The following is a 24,123-nucleotide window of genomic DNA, read 5'->3' as shown; positions in this document are numbered from 1 at the left end:
AATGCATTCCGGATTAGCGGCGTCCAATGCTGAAATCGTGGCCCCACAGGCTGACCCGTGTGGCTTCGTAGGCGTTGTGCTGTTGCCAGTCGACCTCCAGGCCGCCAAAGCCGTATTCGAGGTCGAAGCCGCCCGGCGTGCGCATATAGAACGAGACCATGCGGTCGTTGCAGTGCTGGCCGAGCGTGGCCGACATGGGCGTGTTGTGTTGCTGCGCGCGATCGAGTGCGCGGCCCACTTCGGTCATGTCCGGCACTTCGGCCATGATGTGCACGCAGCCCGACGGAATCGCCATCTCGAAGATCGCGAGGCTGTGGTGGCGTGCGTTACCGCAATGCAGGAAGTGGATGCGCTTCTCGGGTTCCGCAGGGTCCGGCGTAAAGCGCACGCGGAAGATGTCGGACAGGCCAAAGCCCATCACGTCGCGCAGGAAGGCGTAGGTCTCGTCAAAGGCCGGTGCCGGCAACACGGCATGCCCCAGGCCCATCGGATCGGTGATGAAACGCGGCACGCCCACCGGCGAGACAAAGCGCAGGAAATCTGCGCGCGGGCCCCAGTAGATTTCGTGGCGGTTGCCGGACGGATCGCGGAACCACGCGGCCGCTTGTACACGGCGCTGCGCCAGCTCCTGGGCGCTTGCCTGCACCACCTCGACCTTGGCGTCGCGCAATGCCTGCAGCGCTTGCTGGAACGCAGCCTCGTCGGCCAGCTCCCAGCCCGATGCGCCATAACGGTCTTCCTTGCCGGGCACGATCAGGTAGCGAAAATCGCGCTCGTCCATCTTGATGTAGAGCGCTTCGCCCGGCGCGTTGCTGCAAGCCATGCCGAGTACCTGCTCGGCATAGTGGCGCCATTGTTCAATGTCGGTGGACTCGACGACGATGTAGCCGAGCGCGCGGATATCCATCTTGCTGTCTCCTGGCAGGTCTGGTTCTTCATCTGCCGCACCGCCTGGAACAGGCGGCAATGCGACTTCGATGGAGCCATTGTTCGGCTGAAGACAGCTTCCTACATCGTCTATTGAGACTAACCGCGAGCGCGCGGTGCTCAGTCCTGCGTGTGCGCAGGCGCGCCCTTTCTGGCGTGGCGGGCTTCTTCGCTCGTCAGCGGTTCAACCAGGTGCATGCTGGCCAGCGAGCGGCGCGCGAGGTCCTGATACATGCGCGTACCGGCCAGTTTCTTCGCGATCTCGTCGGGGCTCCGTGTGCGCACCACGCGTGCAGGCACGCCTGCCACCAGCGCGCCCGGCGGGACAGCCATACCGGCCTTGACGAAGGCGCCTGCCGCGACCATGGCATCAGCGCCCACCACGGCACCGTCCATGACGATCGCGTTCATGCCAACCAGGGCGTTGCGTCCCACCCGGCAGCCGTGCAGGATCGCGCCGTGACCGACATGCCCGTCTTCTTCGACCAGGACTTCAACGCCGGGATACGAATGCGCGACACAGGTGTCCTGAATGTTTGCACCGCGCTCCAGGCGGATACGCCCGAAATCGCCGCGCAAACAGGCACAGGGGCCGACATAACAGTCCGGCCCCACGATCACATCACCAATCAGGACGGCATCCGGATGCACGAACGCACCCGGATGCACGACGGGCGTGATCCCGTCGAATGCATAGACTTTCGCCATCTGCTGCTGGGGCTCCTTCAGGCGACGTTCAGGACTCGCGCAAGCGGTACTTGAGGATCTTTCCTGCAGCACTGATCGGCAGCGTCTGCACGAAGGTGATCTCGCGCGGCACCTTGTAGTTGGACATGCAGCGCCGGGCCCAGCCGATCAGGTCGTCCGCGGTGACGCGGGCACCATGGCGCAGCACGACATACGCCTTGCCCACCTCACCCAGCCGCTCATGCGGCACGCCCACCACGGCGCACTGCGCGATGGCCGGATGCGAGGCCAGCAGCTTCTCGATCTCCGCCGGATAGCAGTTGAAGCCCCCGACGATGAACATGTCCTTGATGCGGTCGGTGATGCGCAGATAGCCACGGCTATCCAGCACGCCAATGTCACCCGTGTGCAGCCAGCCATCGGCATCCACGGCCTTTGCGGTGGCGTCGGGCTGATTGAAGTAGCCGCGCATGACGTTGTAGCCGCGCACCAGCACTTCCCCCGGTTGGCCCGGCGTCACCGGTTGGCCTTTGTCATCCACGCAGCGCAGTTCAACGCCTGGCATGGCACAGCCGGAACTCAACGCCACCGTCTCGGCATCGTCGCCGGTGCGCGTGAGCGTGGCAAAACCGCAGGATTCCGTCAGGCCGTAACCGGTGTGGACGTCGCGAAAGCCCAGCTCGCTGCGCATGCGCTCGATCAGCACGGGCGGAATCGCCGACGCCCCCGTCACAGCCATGCGCAACGACGACAGGTCAAATTCACGCAGGCGCGGGCTGTTCAGCAGCGATTGATACAACGTCGGCGGCCCGGGCAGCACAGTTACGCGCTCGTTCTCGATGCGCGTCATCACCGCATCGGCATCGAACACCAGGTGCGGCAGGATGGTGGCGCCGCGGGTGAGCGCCGCGAGCCAGCCGGCCTTGTAACCGAAGGTATGGAAGAACGGGTTGACGATGAGGTAGCGATCGCCGGTTTCGAGCCCCGTGATCGACGCCCAGCCGTCGACGGCGCGCAGGTTCTGTGCCTGTGATGTCATCACGCCCTTCGGGCGGCCGGTCGTGCCCGAGGTGAACATGATGTCCATCACCGTGTCGCCGGTCACGCGTTGCTCACTGGCTTGGAAGCGTTCGTCGCTCACCTGCTCCGCCTGCACAAGAAACGCCGGCCAGAGCAGCTCGCCCTCGGCCATCGGCCGCTCCGCACGCGGACGCAGCACGACCGTGCGTTCAACGCAGGCCGGCCGGTGCGGCGCCAGCATATCGGGGTAGGACTCGCCGAGGAAGTGGTCGATGCAGAACAGCACGCGGGCGCCGCTGTCCGCCAGGATGGCAGCCACCTCCAACCCCTTCATGCGGGTGTTGATCGGCACCATCACAGCGCCAATGCTCTGCGCGGCCAACGTGACCAGAATCCACTCGGACAGGTTTGGTGCCCACACGGCCACGCGATCGCCGGGTTCCACGCCCAGCGCGAGCATCGCCTTGGCAACTTCGACACGCTGCGTGTCGAGCGCGGCGTAGGTGAGCCGCAAGCCGTCTTCCTGGATGGCGACGCGCTGGTCGTACTGCTTGGCGGCACGGCGCAGCAACTCGGGAATGGTGAGCGCAGGCTGCGCGCCCTGCAGTTCAGAATCGCACGGCGTGGCCGCGCTTTCGATGGTGTCGGAAGTGATCATGTCAGTCCGGAAATCTCAAGTGAACGTCATCGCCGACAGGCACGGCCTGGCAGGCCAGGGTCCAGCCGGCCTCCAGGTCGGCTGCATCGAGTACATGGTTTTCGCCCAGCCTGACGGTGCCGCCTTCAACACGGCACATGCAGGCGCCGCACAAGCCGGTGCGGCACGAGTTGGGCGCGGCAACGCCTGCGCGCAGCAGAGCATCGAGCGCGGTTTCGCCCGCCTGCGCGGTGACACGGTGCGCGGTGCCATCCAGCTCCACCGTCATCGGCACGGGTGCGCACGATGCAATGGCTTCGCCCTCCGGCGCGGCGCGTGGCGTTTCCGATGCGGCCTGTGGCACGGTCTGTGGCAGGCCAAACCGCTCCAGATGAACCTGGCCCGGTGGTACACCAAGCGCCTGCAACGCCGCCTGCGCGCAATCCATGAACGGCGCGGGCCCGCAGATGAAGCATTCGGCCAGGCTCCACGGGCGCACCAGCTCTTCCAGTTGGCGTGAGGACGGCGGCCCCAGCACGCTGTCGAGCCAGTGGATCACACGCAGCCGCCCCGGATGCTTTGCCGACAGTTCGCGCAACGCATCCCGGAAGATGATGGCGTGCTCATCGCGGTTGGCGTACACGAGCGTGATGTTGCCGCGCCCATGCCGCAGCACAGCCTTGGCGATCGACAGCACCGGCGTGATGCCGCTGCCGCCGGCCAGGAGCAGGAAGTCGCCATGCAGTGCAGGTGGCGTGAAGACGCCCGCCGGCGGCATGACCTCCACCGTATCGCCCGGCCCGAGGTGGTCGCAAATCCAGTTCGAGACCTGCCCGCTGCGCACACGCTTGATGGTCACCCGCAGCGCGTCGTCCACCTGCGGCGTGCTGGAGAGCGAATAGCAGCGCTGCTGCACGGCGCCGTTGACGGGCACCCTGAGTGTCAGAAACTGGCCCGGCCGATACGCAAAAACGTCGCGCAGCGGTTCGGGTAGGTCAAACACCAGCGACCGTGCATCGTCGGTCTCTGCCACGACCTCGGCAATCTGGAGCCGATGAAATTGCGGGAGCGCCATGATGCTCAGCCTCAGGCCAAACCCATGATGGTTTGCGCGTTGTCGATGCGCAGTTCGGCACCGTTGATGAAGCGCGATTCATCGGACGCCAGGAACAGCACGAAATTGGCAATGTCGCGCGGGTGGGCCATCCGCTGCAGCGCGCCTTCCCCGACCTTCATCTCTGCCAGGTCGGCACCGCCGCCAGCCGGCATCAATGCCGCGGTCATCGGCGTCAGGATGCCGTCTGGGTGGATCGAGTTGCAGCGGATCTGGTAGCCCTGCTGCTTGCAGTGAGCAGCCACGCTGCGCGTGAGCGCCGTCACCGCGCCCTTGCTGGCGCTATAGGCGCAGAAGGCCGCCATCCCGCCAATCGCCGCGACCGACGACATGTTGATGATCGTGCCGCCACGTGCCTTCATGGCTGCCACACCGTACTTGCAGCCCAGGAAGTAGCCCTCGGCATTCACACGCATGATGCGTTGCCACAGGTCGACCGTGGTGTCCTCCACCGTACCCAGGGCGAGGATGCCGGCGTTGTTGACCAGCACGTCCGGCGTGCCGAATTGCGTTTGCGTGGTGGCCATCACGTGTTGCCAGCCGGCCTCGCTGCTGATGTCGTGCGGCACGAAGATGGCGGCTTCGCCAATCTCGCGTGCCACCGCCCTGCCTTCCTCTTCGTTGCGGTCGGTCAGCACCACCCGCGCGCCATGCTGCGCCAGCAGCAACGCATCTTCCTTGCCCACGCCGCTTGCGGCTCCGGTAATGACGGCAATCTTGCCTTCAACACGATGGCTCATAGTTGTACCCCTCCTTTGCTACCCATTCCGACTGACTTCAGACCGCGCACATGCCCAGCAACGGCGCCGACTTTGAATACTGACCATCCACGTACACCAGCGGTGCCACCTCGCCTGACAGGCGTACCTCACGCAGCCGGCCGATGAAGACGGCATGCGTGCCGTAATCGAAGCGCCCGTCCTGCTCGCAGATCAGGTTGGCCTGCGCATCCCGCAGGCAAGGCACGCCCAGCAGGTCGGCGTCCCACGCGCCGCTGGTGAAGCGTTCCTCGCCCTTGAGCCTGCCGCTGCAATCCACGGCGATCTCGCGGTGGTCCACCGCCAGCAGGTTCACGCAGAAATCCGCACCGGCATCCAGCGGCGGATAGATCGACGAATTGCGATTGATGCAGATCAGCAGCGAAGGCGGATCTGCGGACAGGGAATCGACGGCGGTGACCGACATCGAATAGCGCCGCTCGCTGTCGCGGCAACTGACAACCGCGACCGAACGGGCCATGCGCCGCATGGCCGACAACATGTCTTCGCGCAGCTGGGTGGGAATGTTTTGGCTCATGATGCGTCTCCATATGCGGGGGCACCGCAACGGCTCGCCCCCAAAACCTTGTTCTGTGTTTGCCTTCCTACGCCACGGCCGCCGGGCTTTCCTGGCTGCGTGCAACCACCTCGCCGGCCAGCGTGTCGGCCGCGATAAAACCGAATGTCATGGCCGGCCCGATCGTCGAGCCCGCGCCGGGGTAGCTCGCTCCCATCATCGAAGCGGCGGTGTTGCCGATGGCAAACAGACCATCGATGCAAGAACCATCCGTGCGCAACACGCGCGCGCGCTCGTCCGTCAACAGCCCGCCCTTGGTACCGATGTCACCGGCGTCGATCCGCACCGCGTAGAACGGCGCGCGGTCGATCGGCGCCAGGCAGGGGTTGGGCTGCGTGTTCGGGTCGCCGTAGTAGGTGTCGAACACGTTGTCGCCCTTGCCGAACTCGGCATCCACGCCAGTCGCCGCATAGCCGTTCATGCGCGCCGCGCTGGCAACCAGGCCGGCAGCATCAACGCCGATCTTGGCGGCGAGCGCTTCCAGCGTGTCGGCGCGCACCAGGATGCTGCGGAACGCGGCCGGGATGCGGTGATCCGGCATGACCGAGGCGGGCATGATCGGCCCGCACGCAAACTTGTGCCGGAAGGTCGCATCAAACACCATCCAGGCCGGCACGCTGCAGCCCGTTTGTTCGTGATCGCGATACATGGCGGGCACGAATTCGGAGTACGGCGCGGCTTCGTTGACGAAGCGCCGGCCTTGCCCGTTGACCACCATGCAGCCCGGCGCGGCACGCTCGATGAAGATCGCGCGCTGTTTTTCTTCGTCTGCCACGCGGATGGTCGGTGCGCCCCAGACATGCTCCATCAGATCGAGCGCGGCCCCAAGACGCTGCGCGGCGCGAATCGCATCGCCCGTGTTGTTGGGCGGTGTCGCACTCCATGTGGCTTGCGTCGGGTGCGGTAGATACGCCTCGCGCATCGCCTGATTGCGCTCAAAGCCACCAGCGGCCAGGATCACGCCGCGCCGCGCTCGCACGCTGAAGGGGCGACCTTCTCGCATGACTTGCACACCCGTCACGCGCTGCCCGCCTGGGCTGTCTTCCACCATCAGATCGCCCAGCGACGTGTTCAACCAGAGCGGAATCCCACGTTCCAGCATGGCGTGGCGTAGCCCCCCGGCAAGCGCGTTGCCCAACGTCAGCCGCCGGTCACGCTGCGTCTTGCGGCGCCAGCCCAGGTCAAGCCAGTAACGAGCGAACTGCCGCACCGTCACACCCAGCCAGCCGCGCGAACGGGTCCACATGGTGTGGGCCTCGCCGGAGGTCACCGCCACGCGGCCACCGACCAAGGTGCCGGGCGATGGCGGGCGCAGACGCGCAAATTCGTCACCCAGCGCGGTGCCGTCGAACGGCATCGGGTCCAGCGCGCGATAACCCGGCATGGCGCCGGGCAGGCGCTGGAAGTAATCGGCATAGCGCGACAGCGCGTAGTAACGCACGCGCGTGCGTTCCTCCAGGTAACGCAGCATGCGCGGCGCGTGCTCAAGATAGGCCCGCAGGCGCTGCGGAGACGATTGCCCCTGCGTACACGCTTCGAGGTAAGTCAGTGCCTCGTCGTAGTTGTCCTTGCCGCCCGCCTCTTCAATGTGGTGGTTGAGCGGAATCCAGATGCCGCCGCCCGACACCGCCGTGGTACCGCCGTATTGGCCGCTCTTCTCCAGCACCACCACCGACAGCCCCTGATCTGCCGCACGGCACGCCGCCAGCATGCCGCCACCACCCGAGCCGACCACCACCACGTCGAACTCGGCAATCTGCCCAGAAGTCAGCACCCCGCTCTTGCTCATGCTTCGCTCCTGGCCGCGTCAGATGAAGAAGTCGGTGTTGGTACGACCCATCATCACGCCGCCAAAGTTCTGGCCGAAGCGGTCCACGTTGTTCGCGTAGTGCCCGCGTGCGGCGTGCAAGTCCAGGAAGCGGCGGACCAGCGGATTGGTGTTGTAGATGCCATTGCCGCCGGCATAGCGCAGCAGGCCGTTGGCCAGCCGGGCACAGCGCTCCGCCACCTGCGAAGACTGGTAGCGGAAATGCAGCCGACGCTCGAGCTCGATCTGCTTGCCGGTCTTGGCGGCGTCCATCAGTTCATTGAAATTGCGCTGCAGGACGATGCGCATCTCGTCGATGCCCACGGCCGCCTCCGCACAGGCGAGCTGCGCGCCGCCGTCATCGGCCGTCTTGCCGCCGCTGTTGGCACTAACGCGCCCATGTGCATAGCCAAGGAAGTCTTCCAGACCGCCCTCCAGCGCACCAATGCAAGCCGTGCAGACGGCGCGCACGAAGATCTGCGCAAACGGCAGGCGGTACAGCGGCGCATCGTTCAGTGCCAGCCCGGGGCTGGTACCCATGGCGCCGTCGGTGGCGCGGTGCGTGCGGTACTCGGGCACGAACACGTCATCCACCACGATGTCGTGGCTACCGGTGCCACGCAGGCCCATCACATCCCAGTTGCGGGCGATGGTGTAGTCCGCACGCGGCAGCAGGAACGTGCGGTATTCCGGTGGGTTGCCCGGCGCGGACGGCGGCACCAGGCCACCGAGGAAAATCCAGTCGCACAGCTCGCTGCCGCTGGAGAACTTCCAGTGCCCCGACACGCGGAAACCGCCTTCGACCGGCGTGACCTTGGCCACCGGCATGTAGGAAGACGCGATGAGCGTCGTGGGATCGTCGCCCCAGACGTCCTGCTGTGCACGCTCGTCAAACAGCGCCAATTGCCAGTTGTGCACCCCGATCACGCCATAGACCCAGGCGGTGGACATGCAGCCTTTGGCCAGCGCCATCTGGATGTCGAAGAAGGCCTGCGGCTCCAGCTCGTAACCGCCGTAGCGGCGCGGCTGCAACACCTTGAAGAAGCCCGCGGCCTGCATGTCGGCCACGGTTTGCGCGGGCACGCGCACCCCTTGCTCAGCTTGCTCAGCGCGTTGCGCCAAGGTGGGCGCCAGAGCGTGGGCGCGCCCGATCAGTTCTGCTGCCAGGGCCTGGGAATCGAAGTCTCGGTGCACCGCTTGTCTCCTCTTGCTGATGCCGCGTCGGCATGTCTTATCGTGAGTTGATGCTCGCACTGCCGCCGCCGGCTGCCATCGTCTGACGGGACTAGGCAAACCAGCGGCCGACAGGCACCTCAGGCGACGCGCAGCGTGTGGCCTTTCTCGCGGAAGTACGGGATCACGTGCTCACCGATATTGCGGATGGTCTCCAGCTGCGCCCATTGCGGCACCGTGCCCATCTGGCAGATGAAGAGGATTTCATCGGCGCCCGAGTCGATCAGGCGCTGCACGTAGTTGATGCAGTCTGTGACCGTGCCGTAGGCGTGGTTGGGGTTGAGCATCATCATGCTCGGGTCGCTGAAGTCGACCGCCACCTTCTCGGAGGCGAAGCTTGTCTTGATGACGGCCTTGCCTTGCGCGTCTTCGGCCAGGCCGTGCTCGATGTCCCACGAATCCGGGTTCGGACGCTCGCCGCCGGCATACCAATAGGCGAGCGATTCCATGAAGTAACGCTGACCCTTGATGCCGATCTTGCGAGCGGCCAAGCCGTCTTCCAGCACGATCGTCGGGCACAGTGCGGCCAGATGCTGATGCGGGCGGAAGCCCACCTGGTCTTCCGGCTTGCGCGCGTTCCAGGCTTCACGGTAGATGGCGTTCTTCTTGGCCACGTCTTCCGGGCCGCCAAAGCCCAGCACCAGTGCGCCGATACCGCGGGCACCTGCGCGCTGCAGCGTGTCGGTGTTGGTGCACGCGAGGTACATCAGCGGATGCGGGTCCTGGCGCGGCTTCGGGTGGATCGGGCGGCGCGGGATCTTGATGAACTCGCCGTCGTGCTCGATCTCGTCCTGCGTGAGGATCTTCGGAATCAGGTACATCGACTCGTCGATCATCGGGTGCAGCTGATTCATGTCGTAGCCGAAGGTGCCGGCTTCCTGCTGCGTACCGCCCTTGCCCATGCCAAAGTGCACGCGACCCTGGGACAGGATGTCGAGCGTAGCGATACGCTCCGCCACCTTGACGGGGTGGTTCATGGCCGGCGGCAGGCAAACCACGCCGTGGCCAACGCCAATGCGCTTCGTGCGGCCGGCCACGAAGGCCAGGAACGTCTCAGGTGCGCTCATGTGCGCGTAGTTGGTCAGGGCGGTGTGCTCCACGGCCCAGATCACGTCGAAGCCCACTTTCTCTGCAAGATCAACCTGCTCGATGATCTCGTCGAAGATTTTTTGGTCGCCCTCGCGCGAATTCTCAACGGTTTGGGCTTCGTAGATCAGTGAAAAACGCATTGCAGTGTCTCCGATGAATGTGCGTGGCCAGGCCGTCGTCTGTGGCGCTGCCTCATGCGGCGCCCGCGGTGGTGTGGTGACATTGGCCCGCGCGATTTTGGTTCGCGCGATTTTTGTCCGCGTGTAGGCAGTGTGTTCGGGCGACAGCCTCACAACATCGTCTGATTGGATTATGCGAAGCGGTGTGCGATGCCTAAGATGTGCCGTGGTACGTCGGCGCTGGCCCACGCCATGTGCGGCGCGCCGCCGTTGCACACGCGCCATCGTGGCGCCCGTGCGCCTGACCTGTGGGGAAGACTCAAATGCAGTGCAAGCTTCTGCTGTACCCGGTTGACAGCATCTCGGCCGCGTTGCCGTTCTTTGAGCAGGGCCTGGGCTTGACCATGAAGTTCAGGGATGGCGAGCGCTACTGCGCGCTGGACGCGGGCCCGTTGACGATTGCGCTCGTGGCGGGCGAGGAACGGCTGCATACGCAGCCCGCGCCAGCCTTTGCGGTAGCGCCCGGAGAAGACATTCGCGCAGCGCTTGACCGCCTGCTCGCGCAGGGTGCGCAGTTGGCCGAGCCGCTATCCGAAGGGCCGCACGAGTGGCGTGCCGTGGTGACCACACCGGAGGGTTTCCCGATCGTGGTCAGCGCAAAACGCGATGTGAACGTGAAGTAGACACGCAAAGAAACAGGCCACAGGCTGACTGCGCCTGTGGCCTTTCGGAAGAAAGCAGAACGAAGCGATCTAGCCCAGCGACACCACGCTGCTCAACAGCATGCGCACCAGGGTGGCTTGCCGGGTCACGCCGGTCTTGGCAAAGATCGCCCGCAGATGCGCGCGTGCCGTGTTCTTGGCAATGCAAAGCTCGTCGGCGGCTTCTTCAAGCGTGAGGCCATCTGCCAGCTGCAGCGCGAGTTGCGTTTCAGCCGGCGTGAAATCGAAGAGCTTGCGCACGACCTCTTGCGAGGCCTGCGACTTGCGCTCCGGATCACGAATGAAAATCACGCAGGCTGGCCGGTGCTTGCTGTCCTCCGACCACTCGCCGAGCGGAATCGAGCGGATCAGCACACCAAAGCGCGCCTTGCCCGAAGGCCGCGTGATCGACATGGCTTCCATCACGGGCGGCGTTGCGCTGCAGTAGCCAGACACGGCATCGCGCAAGACACGCTGGAAGCGCCGATTCTCCTGCGCGTAGTTCACTTCAAGCGCGCCCTTGACCAGGCTGATGCCGTCCTTCTCGGCCAGGATTTCGTCCGCCGCCGAGTTGGTGCGGATGATCGCGCCGTGCTGGTCGAGAATCGCCATGCCAACCAGCATGCGATCAATGGCCGAGGCATACAGCGTGCGCTCCGTCTCCACCACATCCATGCGCGAATGCAGATCGACCGCGCGCCGCAGATGCGGCAGCAGCATGCTGCAGAAGAGCTTGTCTTCGGTGCTGAAGTCGGGGCCGTCGTGCCCGCGGCAAATGCGGAAGCGGCACTCCGCGCCATCGTCGGTCGTGATGTCGGCACCGAGGATGTAGCGCACGTCCGCCGGTTTGAGGAACTGCTGGTAGAACTCGCTGTTGCACCAGTGGCTTCCGCCAAGGTGCTCGTCCACGGTGACCAGGCGATCCGAAGGCAATCCGACGAACGGATCGAGCGCGTAGTAGTAGCTGTTGTAGATCGCGTCCCCCTCCATGGTGGAATGACCATGGTGTGAGGCATGCACCATCAGTGAGAGGCGATCAGCGCCGGGCGGGCGCAGGATCAGCGATACAAAGTTCGCGCACAGATGCGTGCGGATCAGCTCCAGGGCACGGCTCCAGGGCACAGGGTCCATGGCGCCCTGATAGACCGAACCCAGCAATGCACCGAACTCCGTCAGGGACAGCGGCACAGACTGAGCGCGTACGCTCCGCCCATCGGTCTGGGTGGCCTCCATCAACATACTTGTCGTCTCCAATATCCGCGCCGTGCTACGTGGCAAGGCGTCGTTTTTTCCGGGGCACACTCCCCCATTTTTGGTCGGCCAATTATAGGAGCCGCGCTTGTCTGGGCCAGTACCGGAAAGCTAGTGGTTTGCCCGAATCTTCACCACTCCAATACCCGTACTTTTCACCCGTGGAACGTGTGCGCGTTCCGCATGCGACGTACCCCTAATGTGGTCCAGCGCAGCGGCGTTCACCTCGTTCAAATGGACGATGTCCGGCATGTGACCACCCGATAGAAAGACGCCATGCGCGCCGCGCATCGCAACTTCGGCGCAGCACCGGCTCAACCTCATGATCGGTACATCACAAAGGAGACTCGCATGCCACCCAGCCCAGTCAACACAGCGCACCCGACAGCGGTCATCACCGGGGCGGCCGGCGGTATCGGGCGTGCATTGGCGCACGCACTTGCACAGCAAGGGCGTGCGCTGGTACTGGCCGACGTGGATGCCACGGCACTCGAGCGCGTGCAGGCAGAGATCGAGACCTATGGCCAGCGCGTGGCGATCCTGCGCACGGACGTCGCCGATGCCTTGCAGGTGGAACAGCTCTGCGCGTTCAGCTTCGAGCAGTTGGGGCACGTTGATCTGCTGGTGAACAACGCCGGCGTGCTGGCCACCGGTCCGTGCTGGGAGCTGGAGACGCGCGTGTACGAACGCGTGCTCAACGTGAACTTGTGGAGCGTCATCCATGCGCTGCGGGCCTTCGTTCCACGCATGGGAGAACAAGGCCACGGACACATCGTGAACGTCGCCTCGATGGCGGGGCTTGCCGTTGGGCCCTGGTTGGCGCCGTACACGATCTCTAAACAGGGTGTTGTTGCCTTGAGCGAAGGGCTGGCGCTGGAGCTGCAGGCGTCGGGCCTGCCGCTGAAGGTCTCGGTGGTCTGCCCCGGCCCTGTCGCAACAGGCATTGCGCAGAACTTGCCAACCAGCACGCCAGGCAACGTGAGCCACATGAACCACGCTCTGCGCACTGGTATTGCCGCAGGGATGACTGCAGAAGAGATGGCGCAGCACATCCTCGCAGGCATTGCCGCCGGCGACTTCTGGATCATGCCGCACGACGAGGCGCGTGCCGCCGCGAAGGTACGCGGCGAGCGCATCGCGCTTGGCGAAGCGCCGAGCTTCGCGTTCTGACCCGACCACAGGCAAACAGGCACGTCGACAACGACGGCTTGTTGCCGCCCTCACTTTCATCAGGAACCGACGATGACGTTCGATCCGCAAGTCCGCGCGCTGCTCGACAACCTGGCGCACATGCCGCAACCCGACTTCGACACGCTGTCGCCCGAGGTCTACCGGGCCATCCTGGCGCAGATGCCGCCGTTTGCGCCGGGCGACGCCATGGCGCACGAGCGCGCGCTGACCATACCCGGCGCGGCCGGCCCACTGCCCGCGCATCTCTACGTTCCACGCGGAGAGGGCCCGTGGCCGCTGACGGTCTTCTTCCATGGTGGCGGCTTTGTCACCTGTGGCATCGAAACGCACCACAACCTCTGCCGCTCGTTGGCACAGCGCGCCGGCACGATCGTGCTGTCCGTGGCGTACCGTCTGGCGCCCGAAGCGCCGTTCCCCGCTGCTGCCGAGGATGCCTGCGCGGCAGTCCGCTGGGCCGCCAGCCATGCGGAAGAACTGGGCGCGCTGGGGGGGCATACGGGCGCCCTGGCGGTTGCCGGCGACAGTGCGGGCGCCAACCTGGCCGCCGTGGCTGCACAGCAATTGCGCGGCAAGGTTGCGCTGTGCCACCAGCTTCTGCTCTATCCATACCTGGACTGCGCGGACGAATCCGGCAGCGTGCAAGCGTTTGCGCAAGGCTGTTTCCTCACGCTGGAGCAACTGCGCTGGTACAGCCGCCACTACCTCCGTAACGCGCACGACGCCACTGACGTGCGTGCGAGCCCGCTGCGCAACGCGGACCTGGCGGGCATTGCGCCGGCCACCATCATCACGGCGGAATACGACCCGCTGCGCGACCAGGGCGAACGCTATGGCGAGCGCCTGACGCACGCCGGCGCGGCCGCCACGGTGTACCGCTGGCCGGGGCAGATCCATGGTTTCATGAGCATGCTGGGGCTGCTCGATGGCGCAGAAGCCGCCGTCAATACCGCTGCTGCCGCCCTGCGCAATGCATTCTCCAAGCCGCGGGTGTACGCATGAAACCGGCACCGGCCGCACCGATCGAGGCGGTGCTGCACGCGCTGGGCACCGGCCAGCGCGTGGTCGTGATCGAAGACGACAGCGATGCGGCAACCGGCTGCATCCTGGTGGCGGCAGACCAGGTGTCGGAAGCCGATGTTAATTTCATGGCCACGCAGGCACGCGGGCTGGTGTGCATGGCCATCACCGAAGACCGGCGCCAGTACCTCAAGCTGCCATGGATGGCGAACGGCAAGCGTGAGCGCGAGGCCTATACCGTTTCCATCGAAGCCTTCGAAGGCGTCACCACCGGCATCTCCGCTGCGGACCGTGCCGTGACGATGCGCATGGCAAGCGCGCGCCATTGCCGCCCGGAAGATCTGGTGCAGCCGGGCCACGTCTTCCCGGTCGTGGCGCAACCGGACGGCGTGCTCCGCCGCGCAGGCTTTGCCGAGGCCTGCTCAGACCTGCCCCGACTGGCTGGCCGCGAGGCAGCAGGTGCCTACGCCATGTTGCTCGACGATGCCGGCGAGTTGCTGCGCGGCCCGAACCTGCTGGCGTTTGCGCATCAACACGGGCTGCGCGTCGCCACCATCAGCAGCCTGATCCACCACCGTCTGCTGGCTGAGAGCGCGTTGCGGCGCACGCACAGCAGCGAGCTGGTCACGCCCCACGGGCGCTTCGCGCTCCATGCCTACTACGACGCACCGCTCGATGCGATGCATCTGGCCCTCGTCATGGGTGAGATCGATCCAGGTGAGCCGGTGTTGACCAGGGTGCAGTCCGTAGAAGTCTTGCGCGACGTGATTCTGGCCGGCGGCAATACAGCCGACGCCTCAACCGGCAGCCCGGCACCGAACTGGAACCTGAGCCGTTCTCTGGCGCGCATTGGCGCAGAGGGCCGCGGCGTTGTCGTGCTGCTGGCCGAGCGCGAAACACCCGCGCATGTGCTGGCGCAACTCACGCGGCTGGAGACGGCTGCCCCGCCAACACCGCCCGCCTTTGCGCAGCGTGCGCTGGGCGTGGGTGCGCAGATCCTGCGCGACGTGGGCGCACGCAAGCTGCGCCTGCTGAGCACGCCGGTGGCCTATCGCAACATCGCCGGCTTCGATCTGGAGGTGGCGGAGTTCCTGCCACCGGACGGAACCAGGCAGCCCGCGACACCAACGGAATGATCACGCTTGCCGCTGGTTACGCGCCGGCACGCAGGCAGATGAGGAAGAGACCATGCATTTTTCCCTGACCGAGGAGCAACAGCTCCTGGAAAGTAGCGCCCTCGCCTTCCTGGCGAAGGAATATGACCCGCAAGCCCCTGTGGCTGCCCCCGAACTCTGGCAACACTTTGCCGACATGGGCTGGCTCGCGCTCCCGCTGCCGGAAGCCGATGGCGGCTTTGACGGTGGCGCAGTGGAGACCGGCGTGCTGATGCGTGCATTCGGCCGCCATCAAGTCATCGCGCCCTACTACGGCTGCATCCTGCTGGCGGCACGTTTGTTGGCCGAGCTTGGCACCGCTGACCAACGTGAGGCATGGCTGCCTGCACTGATGGCGGGCGAGAAGCGCATCGCGCTCGCGCATGACGAGCCGCATCGCCACGCCCCCTGGGCACCCCGACAAACATGCGCCGTGCGCGAGGGCGATGGCTGGCGCCTGACTGGCGTCAAGGTGCTGGCCGCGGGCGCAGATGGCGCCGACGCGCTGCTGGTCTCTGCCCGATTGCCGGACACCGATGCATCGCAGCCGACGCATGCCGTGTTTCTGGTCTCCCCGACAAGTCTCGGCGTCAGCTCGCACGCCTGCCGCACCGCCGACGGTGGATCGGCGGCCGACCTCTACCTCGAGGGTGTGCACGTGAGCGACGACGCGCGGCTTGGCACGGCAGACGATGCCACGCCCGTGCTGCACCGGATTCTGGCCGAGGGCCTGATCGCCCTGTGCTGGGAAGCCTGCGGCGCCATGCAGGCAGCGCTGGAGCAAACCGTGACCTATACCAGCCAGCGCGAACAGTTCGGGCAATCCATCTCGCGTTTCCAAGTCGTGCAGCACCGTCTGGCGGAAATGGCGGTGTGCTGTGAAGAGGCGCTGGCCGCCAGCGAACTGGCCGCGCTGCGGGCAGACGGTGGTGCCGCTGACGTGCTGGCCGCGGCCTCCATGGCGAAGTCCAAGGTCGGCCGTGCCGCCCGCTACGTCGCCCAGGAAGCCGTGCAGTTGCATGGCGCCATGGGCGTGTCTGAGGAAATGCCGGTGGCCGGCCTGTTCCGCAAGCTGACCGCATTCCAGCAGCAAGGCGGCGCCACGGCGTGGCACAGCGCGCAGCTCGGCCGACGTCTGCTGGAAAGCGACGCGTGGCGCGACAGCCAGACGCTCTTGTCTGCCCGCTCCGTACCCGTCTCTTCTGCCGCCCCTGTTACCGCGTAAGGCTTGCCATGAATCTAGAACTCACGCCCGATCTGGCCGCCTTCCGTGACGAAGTCCGCGCCTTCCTGAACGCGCAACTGACGCCCGATTTTCGGCTCGGCCAGCGCCTGACCAGCTCCATGTACCCCGAGCCGGAAATCTCCGGCCCTTGGCAGCAGGCATTGCAACGGCACGGCTGGCTCGTCCCGCTCTGGCCGAAGGAATGGGGCGGCACTGGCTGGAGCCCCGTGCAGCGCTTCATCTTCGAAACGGAATGCGCACTGGCCGGCGCGCCGCTCGTACACCCGATGGGCGTGCGCCTGGTCGGGCCCGTCATCCTCAAGTTCGGCACCGAGGCGCAGAAGCAGCAGCACCTGCCCCGCATTCTTTCGGGTGAGGACTATTGGTGCCAGGGCTTCTCTGAACCCGGCGCCGGTTCCGATCTGGCTTCGCTCAAGATGCGCGCGGTGGCCGACGGCGATGACTACGTGCTCAACGGCTCCAAACTCTGGACCACGCACGCGCACCATGCCAACCGCATGTTCGCCCTGGTGCGCACCAGCACCGAGGGCAAGCGACAGGACGGCATCAGCTTCCTGCTGATCGACATGGACAGCCCCGGCATCACGGTACGGCCCATCGACACCATTGGCGGCGATCACGACGTCAACGAGGTCTTCTTCGACAACGTGCGCGTGCCGCAAGCCAATCGCATCGGCGCAGAAAACGCGGGCTGGAACTGCGCCAAATATCTGCTGGAATTCGAGCGCGGCGCCGGCATCTTCAGCCCCCGCCTGCGCAGCCAGTTGAAGCGCGTGGGTGATGCCATGGCCGCGGTCCGTGCCGGTAACACGTGCGATGCGCAAGCGCCCCTTGATCCGCATCTGGAAGCACGGTTCGGCGAGGTCTGCGCGGACCTGGATGCCTTCGAGATGCTCGAGTTGAAGACCTTCGGCAGGCTGACGCCCGGCCAGAGCCCTGGCCCCGTTTCTTCCATCCTCAAGCTGCGTGCCAGCCGGCTCAAGCAGGCCGTTGCAGAGCTCGGTGTGGAACTGCTCGGCCTGGAAGGCCTACGTTGGCGCGACGAGGCCAGCGTGACGCCGTATGCCGGCCATGCGGACGGCGCGTTGGTTGGCACCCTGCTACCGGAGTACCTGAACAGCCGTGCCTATACGATCTTTGGCGGCGCGGCCGAAGTGCAACTGGGCATCATCGCCAAGACCGCGCTCGGGCTCTGAGTCAGTACTGCTCCGTCGCTGCGGCGTTTCCGGCTGCGGCGTCGGGATTGGCCAGGCCGAGGGCGTCAACTCAGCACACCCTTGGCACGCAGTTCCTGACCGATGCGCTCAATCTCGCGCTCGCCTTCGATCAAGGCAACGCGGCTGGTGTGCACCGAGTAGTAGCCCAGATGCAGGTCATGCGGATGCGGGATAGCCGTGCCGAGCACGAAGCGCGTATCGGTCACCGCTTCGAATGCGATGGCGGCATCGGATGCGTCAAAGACCGCGAGTTCGCCTCTGTCGACCGCCTCGGGCGTGCGCAGGCTGCCATCCATCACCGCAATCCAGCCGACCAGATGGCCCTGCGGCGGCTGGTAAGTCCAACGCTGCCCCGCCTTGAGTTGCACGACGAAGTAGTTGAGGCCCGCCGGCGCATCAATCGGGCTGACGGCCTTGCCGCTACGGCCAAGCAGCACGCGCGCCCGGCCGTCCGACGGAATGTCATTGACCGGCAGGTGATGGCTGACGGGCGGCGCCAGCTCGCGCTCCGGCGGCAAGGCAACCCACAGTTGGAACGCCTTGACCGGCGGCTTGACGAAGCCTGAGTGCCAGACACCACGGCCGGCGCTCATCCATTCGATATCACCGGCCACCATCGTGCCTTCGTGGCCGGTGGATTCGGCATAGCGGCCCTCACCTTCGATCGCCAGCGTCAACGTGGCGATGCCTGAATGCGGATGCCAGCCGAAACCCTTCTGACCCAGCGCTTCTTGCGTATCGATGAGATCGAGAAACACAAAGGGCTTGATCATCTGGCCGACGTCCGACGGGCTGACCATGCGGACGACTGGCCCGTGGGCACGGCCGCGCGTGCGGAAGATGATGTGGCGCCCATCCTCAACAACTGAGGTGGGCGACGTTTCGAGAATGTCATTCATGGGGAACGCTCCAGTCGCGTTCAAGGCAGCGTGTCGAAGAAGAGATAGATGGCCGCGATACGGCCGTCCCTGGCGACGATGAAATCAGTGCCCGCATAAGCGGGCGCCTCACCGGGCTTGCCCGAGACCCACCGGATCCGGCCGCCATCGCCGGCCACCTCGGGCTCGGCGATGGGCTGGTACTGAAAGTCAGGGTGCGTGGCCTTGATCACCCCGGCGACCCGATCGATCTCTTCACGGCCGCGATGAACGCCGTTGTTGGGGTCATAGAACACGCAGTCCTCGGTGTAGAACGTGTCGATGAGCGCGCGTCGGCGCGCCGGGTCGTTTTCACCAAAAACGTCGAGATTGCGTTGAAGCAGGGTCAGAATGCTGGTGGACATGGCTGCATCCTTAAGGCAAGTCGTGGTCTCCGCCTGGCGCTTTCAGGCAGCCACCGGAATCTTGAAGTTGGCCTTGGCCCACGCTGCAAAGTTGGTCGGCTGCTGGCCGGCCACCTTGTTGGCCAGCGCAATCGCGTCGCGCTTGTCCGCACCGAGATACGTGTGGGCTTCGAAGTACGCGAGCATGGCTGCAACGTCATCCGCGCCTGGGAACCAGCTGGCGAACACCTCACGCGGCACACGTTGGAACGCAACCTGGTGGCCCTGCTGGTTCAGGGTCGTGATGATCTCGTTGAAGCTCAGGAAATCGCCCACGAGCGGCAGATGTTCGCCATGCCCGGCAAGCTCCGGATGCGCGAATGCACCGGCCACCACACGGCCCAGCTCGTTGATGTCACCCATGTGGATGACGCGTCGATCCGGGTCCAGCGGTAGTGCCCAACCTGCAGTGCCATCCGGTTGCTTCTGCGCGGCCATCACGCCGATCAGGTTCTGGTAATAGAACGGCGCGATCACGAACGTGTGGTGCGCGAATTTGGCTTCCCGCACGATGCGCTCGATGTTCGCCTTGGCTGTGAAATGCGGCACGTTGATGGCGCCGCCGCTGATCGCCGCCACGTTCGGTAGCGTCGACCAGACAACGTGCTGCACGCCAGCGTCTTTCGCCGCGTTGATGGCGGCCAGCGCCTGCCTGGTTTCATCTGCACCGGCTTCCCACGCGTTGGTCACGAGAAATGCGCCGTGTGCGCCGGCAAATGCGGCCTTGAGCGTTTCCGGGCGGTTGAAATCCGCCAGCACGACTTCATCGCCTAGTGTCGGATGGCGGTCCGGATGGCGCGTCAACGCGCGCACCTTGAATTGACCGCTCGCCTGCAGCGCGCGCACGACGGCGCCACCTTGGTGACCGGTTGCGCCAACAACGGCGATGACTTTCTTTGGGTTCGACATGATCGCTCTCCAGCGAAGTTCTGATTGGGGCAATGCGTGTCTTACGCAGCCAGCGCGGCCGTTTCTTCCTTGGCCGAGGCGATCGCGTCATTGCGGGCGTCCGGCCCCATCGCCACACCTTCCGCGCGGATGAACGTGATGTCGGTGATGCCCAGGAAGCCGAACGCTGCCTTCAGATAGGTTTCCTGATGGTCGTACGCCGCCGCGGGCGAGCCTGCGCTGTAGACGCCACCACGCGACGAGGCGATGACCAGTTTCTTGCCGGCGCACAAGCCAAGCGGGCCGTTCTCGGTGTAGCGGAACGTCTTGCCGGCAACCGAGATGCGGTCGATCCAGGCCTTCAGTTGCGAGGGGATGCCGAGGTTGTACATCGGCGCACCGACGACCACGATGTCGGCCGCCAGAAAGTCTTCGAGCGCGACCTGACCGATGGCAACGTCGGCCTGCAATGCGGCGCCGACGGGAGCCCCTTGTGCAGCAGCAAGGTGCGCTGCGGTCAGATGCCCGATCGGTGTCTCGGCAAGGTCGAGGCGAATCACGTCAAGGTTGGAGTGGACGGCCCGCAAGGTCGTGACGACATCAGCGGAAAGATCGCGGCTGACAGAGCCTTGGCCGAGGATGCTGGAATCGACGTGTAGCAGTTTCATGAGAGTGATCTCCATCAAGCGGCAGACGGTGTATCTGCCCGATGACTGGAAGATAGGCTCGGCTCTGCTATCTGAATAGACGCTATTTTTTGATGGAACCCATCTTGATGACTGATGGATGCCCATTGCCATTGGCTAGGCAGTGATCACGTTTTGCGGGCGCCGCACGCGACGCTCGCACATCAAACTTTTCCCCCGGATGCAGCCAACGAACCTATAACGTCTGGACAGGTTGCGCTCGACGCTCCACCGGCGAGTGGCGTGACGAGTTGTGCAAACTTCGCACGCGCAATCTCCGCTTCCCCCAGGAGACCACGATGGACAAGCGATTGAACAACGAAGGCATGGATCTGCTGTTTCGCGAGGCGCGTACGCACAACGCCTGGCAGGCCAGGCCCGTCAGTGACGACACGTTGCGGGAGCTCTACGAACTGATGAAGTGGTGCCCGACCAGCGCCAACTGCAGCCCGGCGCGCATTCTTTTCCTGCGTACCAAGGAAGCGAAGGAACGCCTGCGCCCAGCGCTGGCGCCGGGCAATCTTGAGAAGACGATGAATGCACCGGTCACGGCCATCATCGCGTACGACGGGAAGTTCTACGACAAGCTGCCCAAGCTCTTTCCGCATGCAGATGCGCGGTCGTGGTTTGCCAATACGCCAGAGCTGGCTGAGGTCACGGCGCGGCGCAACAGCTCGCTGCAGGGCGCGTACTTCATGCTGGCGGCCCGCTCACTCGGGCTGGATTGCGGGCCGATGTCCGGGTTCGATCAGGCCAAGGTCGATCACGAGTTCTTTCCGTCAACCGCGCAGGCGCAGGGCTTCGAGCAGGAGTACTTTCCCGACAGCCATATCAAGACGAACTTCCTCTGCAATCTCGGCTATGGCGATCCGGCGGGCCTGTTCCCACGCAGCCCGCGCCTGGATTTTGATGAGGCGTGCAAGCTGCTCTGAGTAGAACGCGAGATCGCTCCTGAGGATGAGTGCGGCTTTCATGCGCCCGCTTTGCTTTTTAGTCCCAGGCTGGCGCCAGGCCCGGCGGATTGACGATGCGGCTGCCGGGCCTTACCAGCGTTGCGATGGCGGCCATCTCGTCTTCCGTCAACTCGAAATCGAAGATCGCGGCGTTGTCGCGCAGGCGTTCGAGCTTGGTCGTGCGTGACAGCGCAATCACGCCCTCTTGCTGTACCAGCCAGCGCAGCACCACCTGCGCCACTTCACGATGCTGACGGCGGGCAATCGCCTTGAGCATCGGGTCAGAGAACACGCGCCCGACCGCCATGCCGCAATAGGCGGTGACGGCAAGACCAGCCTCTCGTGTTGCTGCAACCAGCTGACGTTGATCGAGATACGGGTGGTACTCAAACTGGTTGGTGACCAGGGGTTGTTCGGACAGCGCAATCGCCTGCGCCATCAGCGCCCGATTGAAATTGCTCACGCCGATGTGCCGCACCTTGCCTGCGCGCACCAGGTCATTGAGCCCACCGATCTGCTCGGCCAGCGGAACGGCTTTGCTGGGCCAATGGAGCAACAGCAGATCGATGGTGTCGGTGCCAAGCCTGCGCAAGCTGTCGTCAACCGACGGCGCCAATCGTTCTGGCGCGTAGTTGTCGACCCACAGCTTGGTGGTAATGAAGAGGTCCGCGCGCGGCACACCGGATTCAGCCATGCCCACCCCGACATCCGCTTCGTTGCCGTAGATCTGTGCGGTATCGATGTGGCGGAAGCCGGCGCGCAGGGCACCCGCCACGATGGTGGAAAGCTCAGTGCCGCGCATGCCGTATGTGCCGAGCCCCAGCGACGGAATGCGCGCGCCATTCACGGAGACGATGCGCATGATGCTCAGACCGCCTGAGCCATCACGCGGCGTGCATCCAGGCTGAGCTTGGTCGCGCCAAACGCCACGATCTGCAGCAGGCCGCCCGCCAGCATGAAGTTCTTCAGGAAGTGGATCATCTGGTTCTGATCCGCCAGGTTGTGGTGGAAGAAGAGCGCAGTGGCCACCGAGAAGGCTGCCAGCCCGGCGGCAACAAGCTGCGTGCGATAACCGATCAGCAGCAGCAGGCCGCCGCCAACTTCAGTGGCCACCGCGATCAAGTAACCAAGCGTGGGCAGCGGCAACCCGACGGCTTCGATGTAGCCCTTGGTGGCGTCCGGCGCGCCAAGCTTGCCCAGACCGCTCATGATGAAAATGACTGCGATGACGATGCGGCCGACGGCGGCAATGGTTGAGGCATGTTTGTTCATGATGGAAAGTCCTTTTGAAGATCTGAAAAATGCGGCAGGTATGTGCCGGTGTCCTTGAATGAGCGTGGGGTTGGTTCAACCCACGCATTCACTTTGGCACGCTTGATCTCACAGCAAAAGACACTATATTTCGATACTAACCATCTCCAAACCAGATAGTTCTAGGCCTCTCCCATGCTCGACGGCGTCTCTCTCGACCAATTGCGAGCCTTCATCGCCACGGTGGATGAAGGCAGTTTTTCAGCCGCGGCGCGCAAGCTTCGGCGCGCGCAATCCATGGTCAGCGGCCTGATCGCCAACCTCGAAGATCAGTTGGGCGTGGAGCTGTTCGACCGCACGCGCCGCTACCCCCAACTGACGACGGAAGGCACGGTGCTGCTGGCAGATGCGCGCACCGTGGTGGGCGGTATCGACGGCATGAAATCCCGCGCCAAGGGCATGACCAAAGGGCTGGAGCCCGAGTTGTGCGTGGTCGTGGACGTGTTCTTCCCGATCCAGGTCATCAGTGAGGTGGCTAAGGAGTTTCGGGAGCGCTTTCCGATGGTGCCGCTGCGGCTGTATGTCGAGGCACTGGGCGGCGCCTACCAACCGGTGCTGGATGGGCGGGCGTCGGTGGGCATTGTCGGGTCGCTTCCCACCGTGCCTGCCCCGCTAACGGCGGAGAAGCTGACCACGGTCGGCTTCGTCATGGTGGCGGCGCAGGACCATCCGCTGGCGGCGCTCCGTGGGCCGATCTCGAAAGAACAACTCGGGCGCCATACACAGCTTGTGCTGACCGATCGATCAGACCTGTCGGCCGGGCGCGAGTTTGGCGTGTTCTCCGGCCTGACATGGCACCTGGCAGATCTGTTTGCCAAGCACGCATTCCTGCTCAGTGGCCTGGGTTGGGGCGGCATGCCGCTGCATACGGTGCGCACCGACCTTGAGACGGGCAAGCTCGTCGAACTGAAGATCGACGAAGTCCCGCAGGGCGGGCTTGGCATGCAGATGTCGGCGGTGTATCCCACCGCATCGCCGCCCGGGCCAGCGGGGCGATGGTTGATCGAACGCCTGCGTGATTGCCAGACTTCTGCGCTCACCTCTGCGTCAGCGGGCGACGTGCAGTTGGTCAATCCTCCTGATGCCGGTGCCGCTTCATCCTCTGCCGCAAAGCGTCGGCGCAAGTAGCCAAGCCCCATCGGATGCTCCACAGGGCAGCGTTGAAGCCATTCACAGCACAACAGCCCCGCCCCCCTTGGGCGGCATCGCACGTGCAAGA

The 24,123-nt window shown here is 64.8% G+C and carries 24 protein-coding genes; 8 read left to right on the top strand and 16 right to left on the bottom strand.

What is annotated here, in order from left to right; all coding sequences use genetic code 11:
• Window positions 1-13 precede the first annotated feature (13 nt).
• From PI87_RS26060 to PI87_RS26020, 9 genes are all read right to left on the bottom strand, one after another.
• Window positions 14-907 carry a VOC family protein gene (locus PI87_RS26060; RefSeq protein WP_039600640.1) on the bottom strand — a complete coding sequence of 298 codons (894 nt, stop codon included), beginning with the start codon at window positions 905-907 and terminating at the stop codon, window positions 14-16.
• Window positions 908-1,047: 140 nt separating this feature from the next.
• Window positions 1,048-1,635, bottom strand: coding sequence for a transferase hexapeptide repeat family protein (locus PI87_RS26055; RefSeq protein ID WP_039600639.1), 588 nt, complete (start codon window positions 1,633-1,635; stop codon window positions 1,048-1,050).
• Window positions 1,636-1,663: 28 nt separating this feature from the next.
• Window positions 1,664-3,292: a FadD3 family acyl-CoA ligase gene (locus PI87_RS26050; RefSeq protein ID WP_039600638.1), complete on the bottom strand. Its 1,629-nt coding sequence runs from the start codon at window positions 3,290-3,292 to the stop codon at window positions 1,664-1,666.
• Between the two features lies 1 nt (window position 3,293).
• Window positions 3,294-4,346, bottom strand: coding sequence for a ferredoxin--NADP reductase (locus PI87_RS26045; RefSeq protein ID WP_039600637.1), 1,053 nt, complete (start codon window positions 4,344-4,346; stop codon window positions 3,294-3,296).
• A gap of 11 nt (window positions 4,347-4,357) precedes the next feature.
• Window positions 4,358-5,125 (bottom strand): SDR family oxidoreductase, encoded by a 768-nt coding sequence (locus PI87_RS26040; protein ID WP_039600636.1) that lies wholly within the window; start codon window positions 5,123-5,125, stop codon window positions 4,358-4,360.
• A 37-nt stretch (window positions 5,126-5,162) separates the two neighbouring features.
• Window positions 5,163-5,681 (bottom strand): flavin reductase family protein, encoded by a 519-nt coding sequence (locus PI87_RS26035; RefSeq protein WP_039600635.1) that lies wholly within the window; start codon window positions 5,679-5,681, stop codon window positions 5,163-5,165.
• Window positions 5,682-5,748: 67 nt separating this feature from the next.
• Window positions 5,749-7,509, bottom strand: a complete 1,761-nt coding sequence (locus tag PI87_RS26030; RefSeq protein WP_052321780.1) for an FAD-dependent oxidoreductase — start codon at window positions 7,507-7,509, stop codon at window positions 5,749-5,751.
• 18 nt (window positions 7,510-7,527) lie between these two features.
• Window positions 7,528-8,721 carry a flavin-dependent monooxygenase gene (locus tag PI87_RS26025; protein WP_039600634.1) on the bottom strand — a complete coding sequence of 398 codons (1,194 nt, stop codon included), beginning with the start codon at window positions 8,719-8,721 and terminating at the stop codon, window positions 7,528-7,530.
• 119 nt (window positions 8,722-8,840) lie between these two features.
• Window positions 8,841-9,989, bottom strand: coding sequence for an LLM class flavin-dependent oxidoreductase (locus tag PI87_RS26020; RefSeq protein ID WP_039600633.1), 1,149 nt, complete (start codon window positions 9,987-9,989; stop codon window positions 8,841-8,843).
• A gap of 302 nt (window positions 9,990-10,291) precedes the next feature.
• On the opposite strand from PI87_RS26020, the gene PI87_RS26015 reads away from it, so the two are divergent.
• Window positions 10,292-10,651 (top strand): VOC family protein, encoded by a 360-nt coding sequence (locus PI87_RS26015; RefSeq protein WP_039600632.1) that lies wholly within the window; start codon window positions 10,292-10,294, stop codon window positions 10,649-10,651.
• Window positions 10,652-10,720: 69 nt separating this feature from the next.
• Here PI87_RS26015 and PI87_RS26010 read toward each other — a convergent pair whose 3' ends face one another.
• A complete protein-coding gene (locus PI87_RS26010; protein ID WP_039600631.1) occupies window positions 10,721-11,908 on the bottom strand; it encodes a helix-turn-helix transcriptional regulator in 1,188 nt (395 codons plus the stop codon).
• A 363-nt stretch (window positions 11,909-12,271) separates the two neighbouring features.
• Between PI87_RS26010 and PI87_RS26005 the strand changes: the two genes are divergently transcribed.
• The 5 genes from PI87_RS26005 (at window position 12,272) to PI87_RS25985 (ending at window position 17,724) form a co-directional block, all read left to right on the top strand.
• Complete coding sequence (locus PI87_RS26005) at window positions 12,272-13,090, top strand: SDR family NAD(P)-dependent oxidoreductase (RefSeq protein WP_052321779.1); 819 nt, start codon at window positions 12,272-12,274, stop codon at window positions 13,088-13,090.
• A 72-nt stretch (window positions 13,091-13,162) separates the two neighbouring features.
• Window positions 13,163-14,110: an alpha/beta hydrolase gene (locus PI87_RS26000; RefSeq protein WP_039600630.1), complete on the top strand. Its 948-nt coding sequence runs from the start codon at window positions 13,163-13,165 to the stop codon at window positions 14,108-14,110.
• The gene (locus PI87_RS25995; protein ID WP_039600629.1) at window positions 14,107-15,264 is read left to right on the top strand and encodes a 3,4-dihydroxy-2-butanone-4-phosphate synthase; all 1,158 of its coding nucleotides are present in this window, start codon (window positions 14,107-14,109) and stop codon (window positions 15,262-15,264) included. Before PI87_RS26000 ends, PI87_RS25995 begins: the two co-directional genes overlap by 4 nt.
• A 52-nt stretch (window positions 15,265-15,316) precedes the next feature.
• Entirely contained in the window at window positions 15,317-16,507 is a 1,191-nt protein-coding gene (locus PI87_RS25990) for an acyl-CoA dehydrogenase family protein (protein WP_039600628.1), read from the top strand.
• Between the two features lie 8 nt (window positions 16,508-16,515).
• Complete coding sequence (locus PI87_RS25985; protein WP_039600627.1) at window positions 16,516-17,724, top strand: acyl-CoA dehydrogenase family protein; 1,209 nt, start codon at window positions 16,516-16,518, stop codon at window positions 17,722-17,724.
• 65 nt (window positions 17,725-17,789) lie between these two features.
• Here PI87_RS25985 and PI87_RS25980 read toward each other — a convergent pair whose 3' ends face one another.
• The 4 genes from PI87_RS25980 to PI87_RS25965 are packed head-to-tail and all read right to left on the bottom strand — an operon-like array spanning window position 17,790 to window position 20,622.
• Window positions 17,790-18,644, bottom strand: coding sequence for a pirin family protein (locus tag PI87_RS25980; RefSeq protein WP_039600626.1), 855 nt, complete (start codon window positions 18,642-18,644; stop codon window positions 17,790-17,792).
• Window positions 18,645-18,664: 20 nt separating this feature from the next.
• Window positions 18,665-19,027 carry a nuclear transport factor 2 family protein gene (locus PI87_RS25975; RefSeq protein WP_039600625.1) on the bottom strand — a complete coding sequence of 121 codons (363 nt, stop codon included), beginning with the start codon at window positions 19,025-19,027 and terminating at the stop codon, window positions 18,665-18,667.
• Window positions 19,028-19,069: 42 nt separating this feature from the next.
• Window positions 19,070-19,975 (bottom strand): NmrA/HSCARG family protein, encoded by a 906-nt coding sequence (locus PI87_RS25970; protein WP_039600624.1) that lies wholly within the window; start codon window positions 19,973-19,975, stop codon window positions 19,070-19,072.
• 41 nt (window positions 19,976-20,016) lie between these two features.
• Window positions 20,017-20,622 (bottom strand): FMN-dependent NADH-azoreductase, encoded by a 606-nt coding sequence (locus PI87_RS25965; protein WP_039600623.1) that lies wholly within the window; start codon window positions 20,620-20,622, stop codon window positions 20,017-20,019.
• A gap of 317 nt (window positions 20,623-20,939) precedes the next feature.
• On the opposite strand from PI87_RS25965, the gene PI87_RS25960 reads away from it, so the two are divergent.
• A complete protein-coding gene (locus PI87_RS25960) occupies window positions 20,940-21,572 on the top strand; it encodes a malonic semialdehyde reductase (RefSeq protein WP_039600622.1) in 633 nt (210 codons plus the stop codon).
• Window positions 21,573-21,630: 58 nt separating this feature from the next.
• Here PI87_RS25960 and PI87_RS25955 read toward each other — a convergent pair whose 3' ends face one another.
• Both PI87_RS25955 and PI87_RS25950 read right to left on the bottom strand, forming a co-directional pair.
• Window positions 21,631-22,455, bottom strand: a complete 825-nt coding sequence (locus PI87_RS25955; protein ID WP_039600621.1) for an aldo/keto reductase — start codon at window positions 22,453-22,455, stop codon at window positions 21,631-21,633.
• A gap of 5 nt (window positions 22,456-22,460) precedes the next feature.
• Complete coding sequence (locus tag PI87_RS25950) at window positions 22,461-22,865, bottom strand: DoxX family protein (RefSeq protein WP_039600620.1); 405 nt, start codon at window positions 22,863-22,865, stop codon at window positions 22,461-22,463.
• 174 nt (window positions 22,866-23,039) lie between these two features.
• Here PI87_RS25950 and PI87_RS25945 point away from each other — a divergent pair, with 174 nt between their 5' ends.
• On the top strand, window positions 23,040-24,032 hold the full coding sequence (locus tag PI87_RS25945) for a LysR family transcriptional regulator (RefSeq protein WP_232314094.1): 993 nt from the start codon (window positions 23,040-23,042) through the stop codon (window positions 24,030-24,032).
• The last annotated feature ends 91 nt before the right edge of the window (window positions 24,033-24,123 follow it).

It is taken from the genome of Ralstonia sp. A12 (genome assembly GCF_000801955.1).
In the GTDB taxonomy this organism is placed as follows: Bacteria; Pseudomonadota; Gammaproteobacteria; order Burkholderiales; family Burkholderiaceae; genus Ralstonia.
This window is presented reverse-complemented; position numbering and strand designations above follow the sequence as displayed.

What these genes read in the sequence shown, in the direction of transcription:
- PI87_RS25990 (WP_039600628.1), top strand. Translation starts at nt 15,317, where the DNA reads ATGCATTTTTCCCTGACCGAGGAGCAACAGCTCCTGGAAAGTAGCGCC.
- PI87_RS25980 (WP_039600626.1), bottom strand. Translation starts at nt 18,644, where the DNA reads ATGAATGACATTCTCGAAACGTCGCCCACCTCAGTTGTTGAGGATGGG.
- PI87_RS25950 (WP_039600620.1), bottom strand. Translation starts at nt 22,865, where the DNA reads ATGAACAAACATGCCTCAACCATTGCCGCCGTCGGCCGCATCGTCATC.
- PI87_RS26055 (WP_039600639.1), bottom strand. Translation starts at nt 1,635, where the DNA reads ATGGCGAAAGTCTATGCATTCGACGGGATCACGCCCGTCGTGCATCCG.
- PI87_RS26005 (WP_052321779.1), top strand. Translation starts at nt 12,272, where the DNA reads ATGCCACCCAGCCCAGTCAACACAGCGCACCCGACAGCGGTCATCACC.
- PI87_RS26000 (WP_039600630.1), top strand. Translation starts at nt 13,163, where the DNA reads ATGACGTTCGATCCGCAAGTCCGCGCGCTGCTCGACAACCTGGCGCAC.
- PI87_RS26010 (WP_039600631.1), bottom strand. Translation starts at nt 11,908, where the DNA reads ATGTTGATGGAGGCCACCCAGACCGATGGGCGGAGCGTACGCGCTCAG.
- PI87_RS25985 (WP_039600627.1), top strand. Translation starts at nt 16,516, where the DNA reads ATGAATCTAGAACTCACGCCCGATCTGGCCGCCTTCCGTGACGAAGTC.
- PI87_RS25975 (WP_039600625.1), bottom strand. Translation starts at nt 19,027, where the DNA reads ATGTCCACCAGCATTCTGACCCTGCTTCAACGCAATCTCGACGTTTTT.
- PI87_RS26035 (WP_039600635.1), bottom strand. Translation starts at nt 5,681, where the DNA reads ATGAGCCAAAACATTCCCACCCAGCTGCGCGAAGACATGTTGTCGGCC.
- PI87_RS26030 (WP_052321780.1), bottom strand. Translation starts at nt 7,509, where the DNA reads ATGAGCAAGAGCGGGGTGCTGACTTCTGGGCAGATTGCCGAGTTCGAC.
- PI87_RS26045 (WP_039600637.1), bottom strand. Translation starts at nt 4,346, where the DNA reads ATGGCGCTCCCGCAATTTCATCGGCTCCAGATTGCCGAGGTCGTGGCA.
- PI87_RS25995 (WP_039600629.1), top strand. Translation starts at nt 14,107, where the DNA reads ATGAAACCGGCACCGGCCGCACCGATCGAGGCGGTGCTGCACGCGCTG.
- PI87_RS25960 (WP_039600622.1), top strand. Translation starts at nt 20,940, where the DNA reads ATGGACAAGCGATTGAACAACGAAGGCATGGATCTGCTGTTTCGCGAG.
- PI87_RS25965 (WP_039600623.1), bottom strand. Translation starts at nt 20,622, where the DNA reads ATGAAACTGCTACACGTCGATTCCAGCATCCTCGGCCAAGGCTCTGTC.
- PI87_RS25955 (WP_039600621.1), bottom strand. Translation starts at nt 22,455, where the DNA reads ATGCGCATCGTCTCCGTGAATGGCGCGCGCATTCCGTCGCTGGGGCTC.
- PI87_RS26020 (WP_039600633.1), bottom strand. Translation starts at nt 9,989, where the DNA reads ATGCGTTTTTCACTGATCTACGAAGCCCAAACCGTTGAGAATTCGCGC.
- PI87_RS26015 (WP_039600632.1), top strand. Translation starts at nt 10,292, where the DNA reads ATGCAGTGCAAGCTTCTGCTGTACCCGGTTGACAGCATCTCGGCCGCG.
- PI87_RS25945 (WP_232314094.1), top strand. Translation starts at nt 23,040, where the DNA reads ATGCTCGACGGCGTCTCTCTCGACCAATTGCGAGCCTTCATCGCCACG.
- PI87_RS25970 (WP_039600624.1), bottom strand. Translation starts at nt 19,975, where the DNA reads ATGTCGAACCCAAAGAAAGTCATCGCCGTTGTTGGCGCAACCGGTCAC.
- PI87_RS26060 (WP_039600640.1), bottom strand. Translation starts at nt 907, where the DNA reads ATGGATATCCGCGCGCTCGGCTACATCGTCGTCGAGTCCACCGACATT.
- PI87_RS26050 (WP_039600638.1), bottom strand. Translation starts at nt 3,292, where the DNA reads ATGATCACTTCCGACACCATCGAAAGCGCGGCCACGCCGTGCGATTCT.
- PI87_RS26040 (WP_039600636.1), bottom strand. Translation starts at nt 5,125, where the DNA reads ATGAGCCATCGTGTTGAAGGCAAGATTGCCGTCATTACCGGAGCCGCA.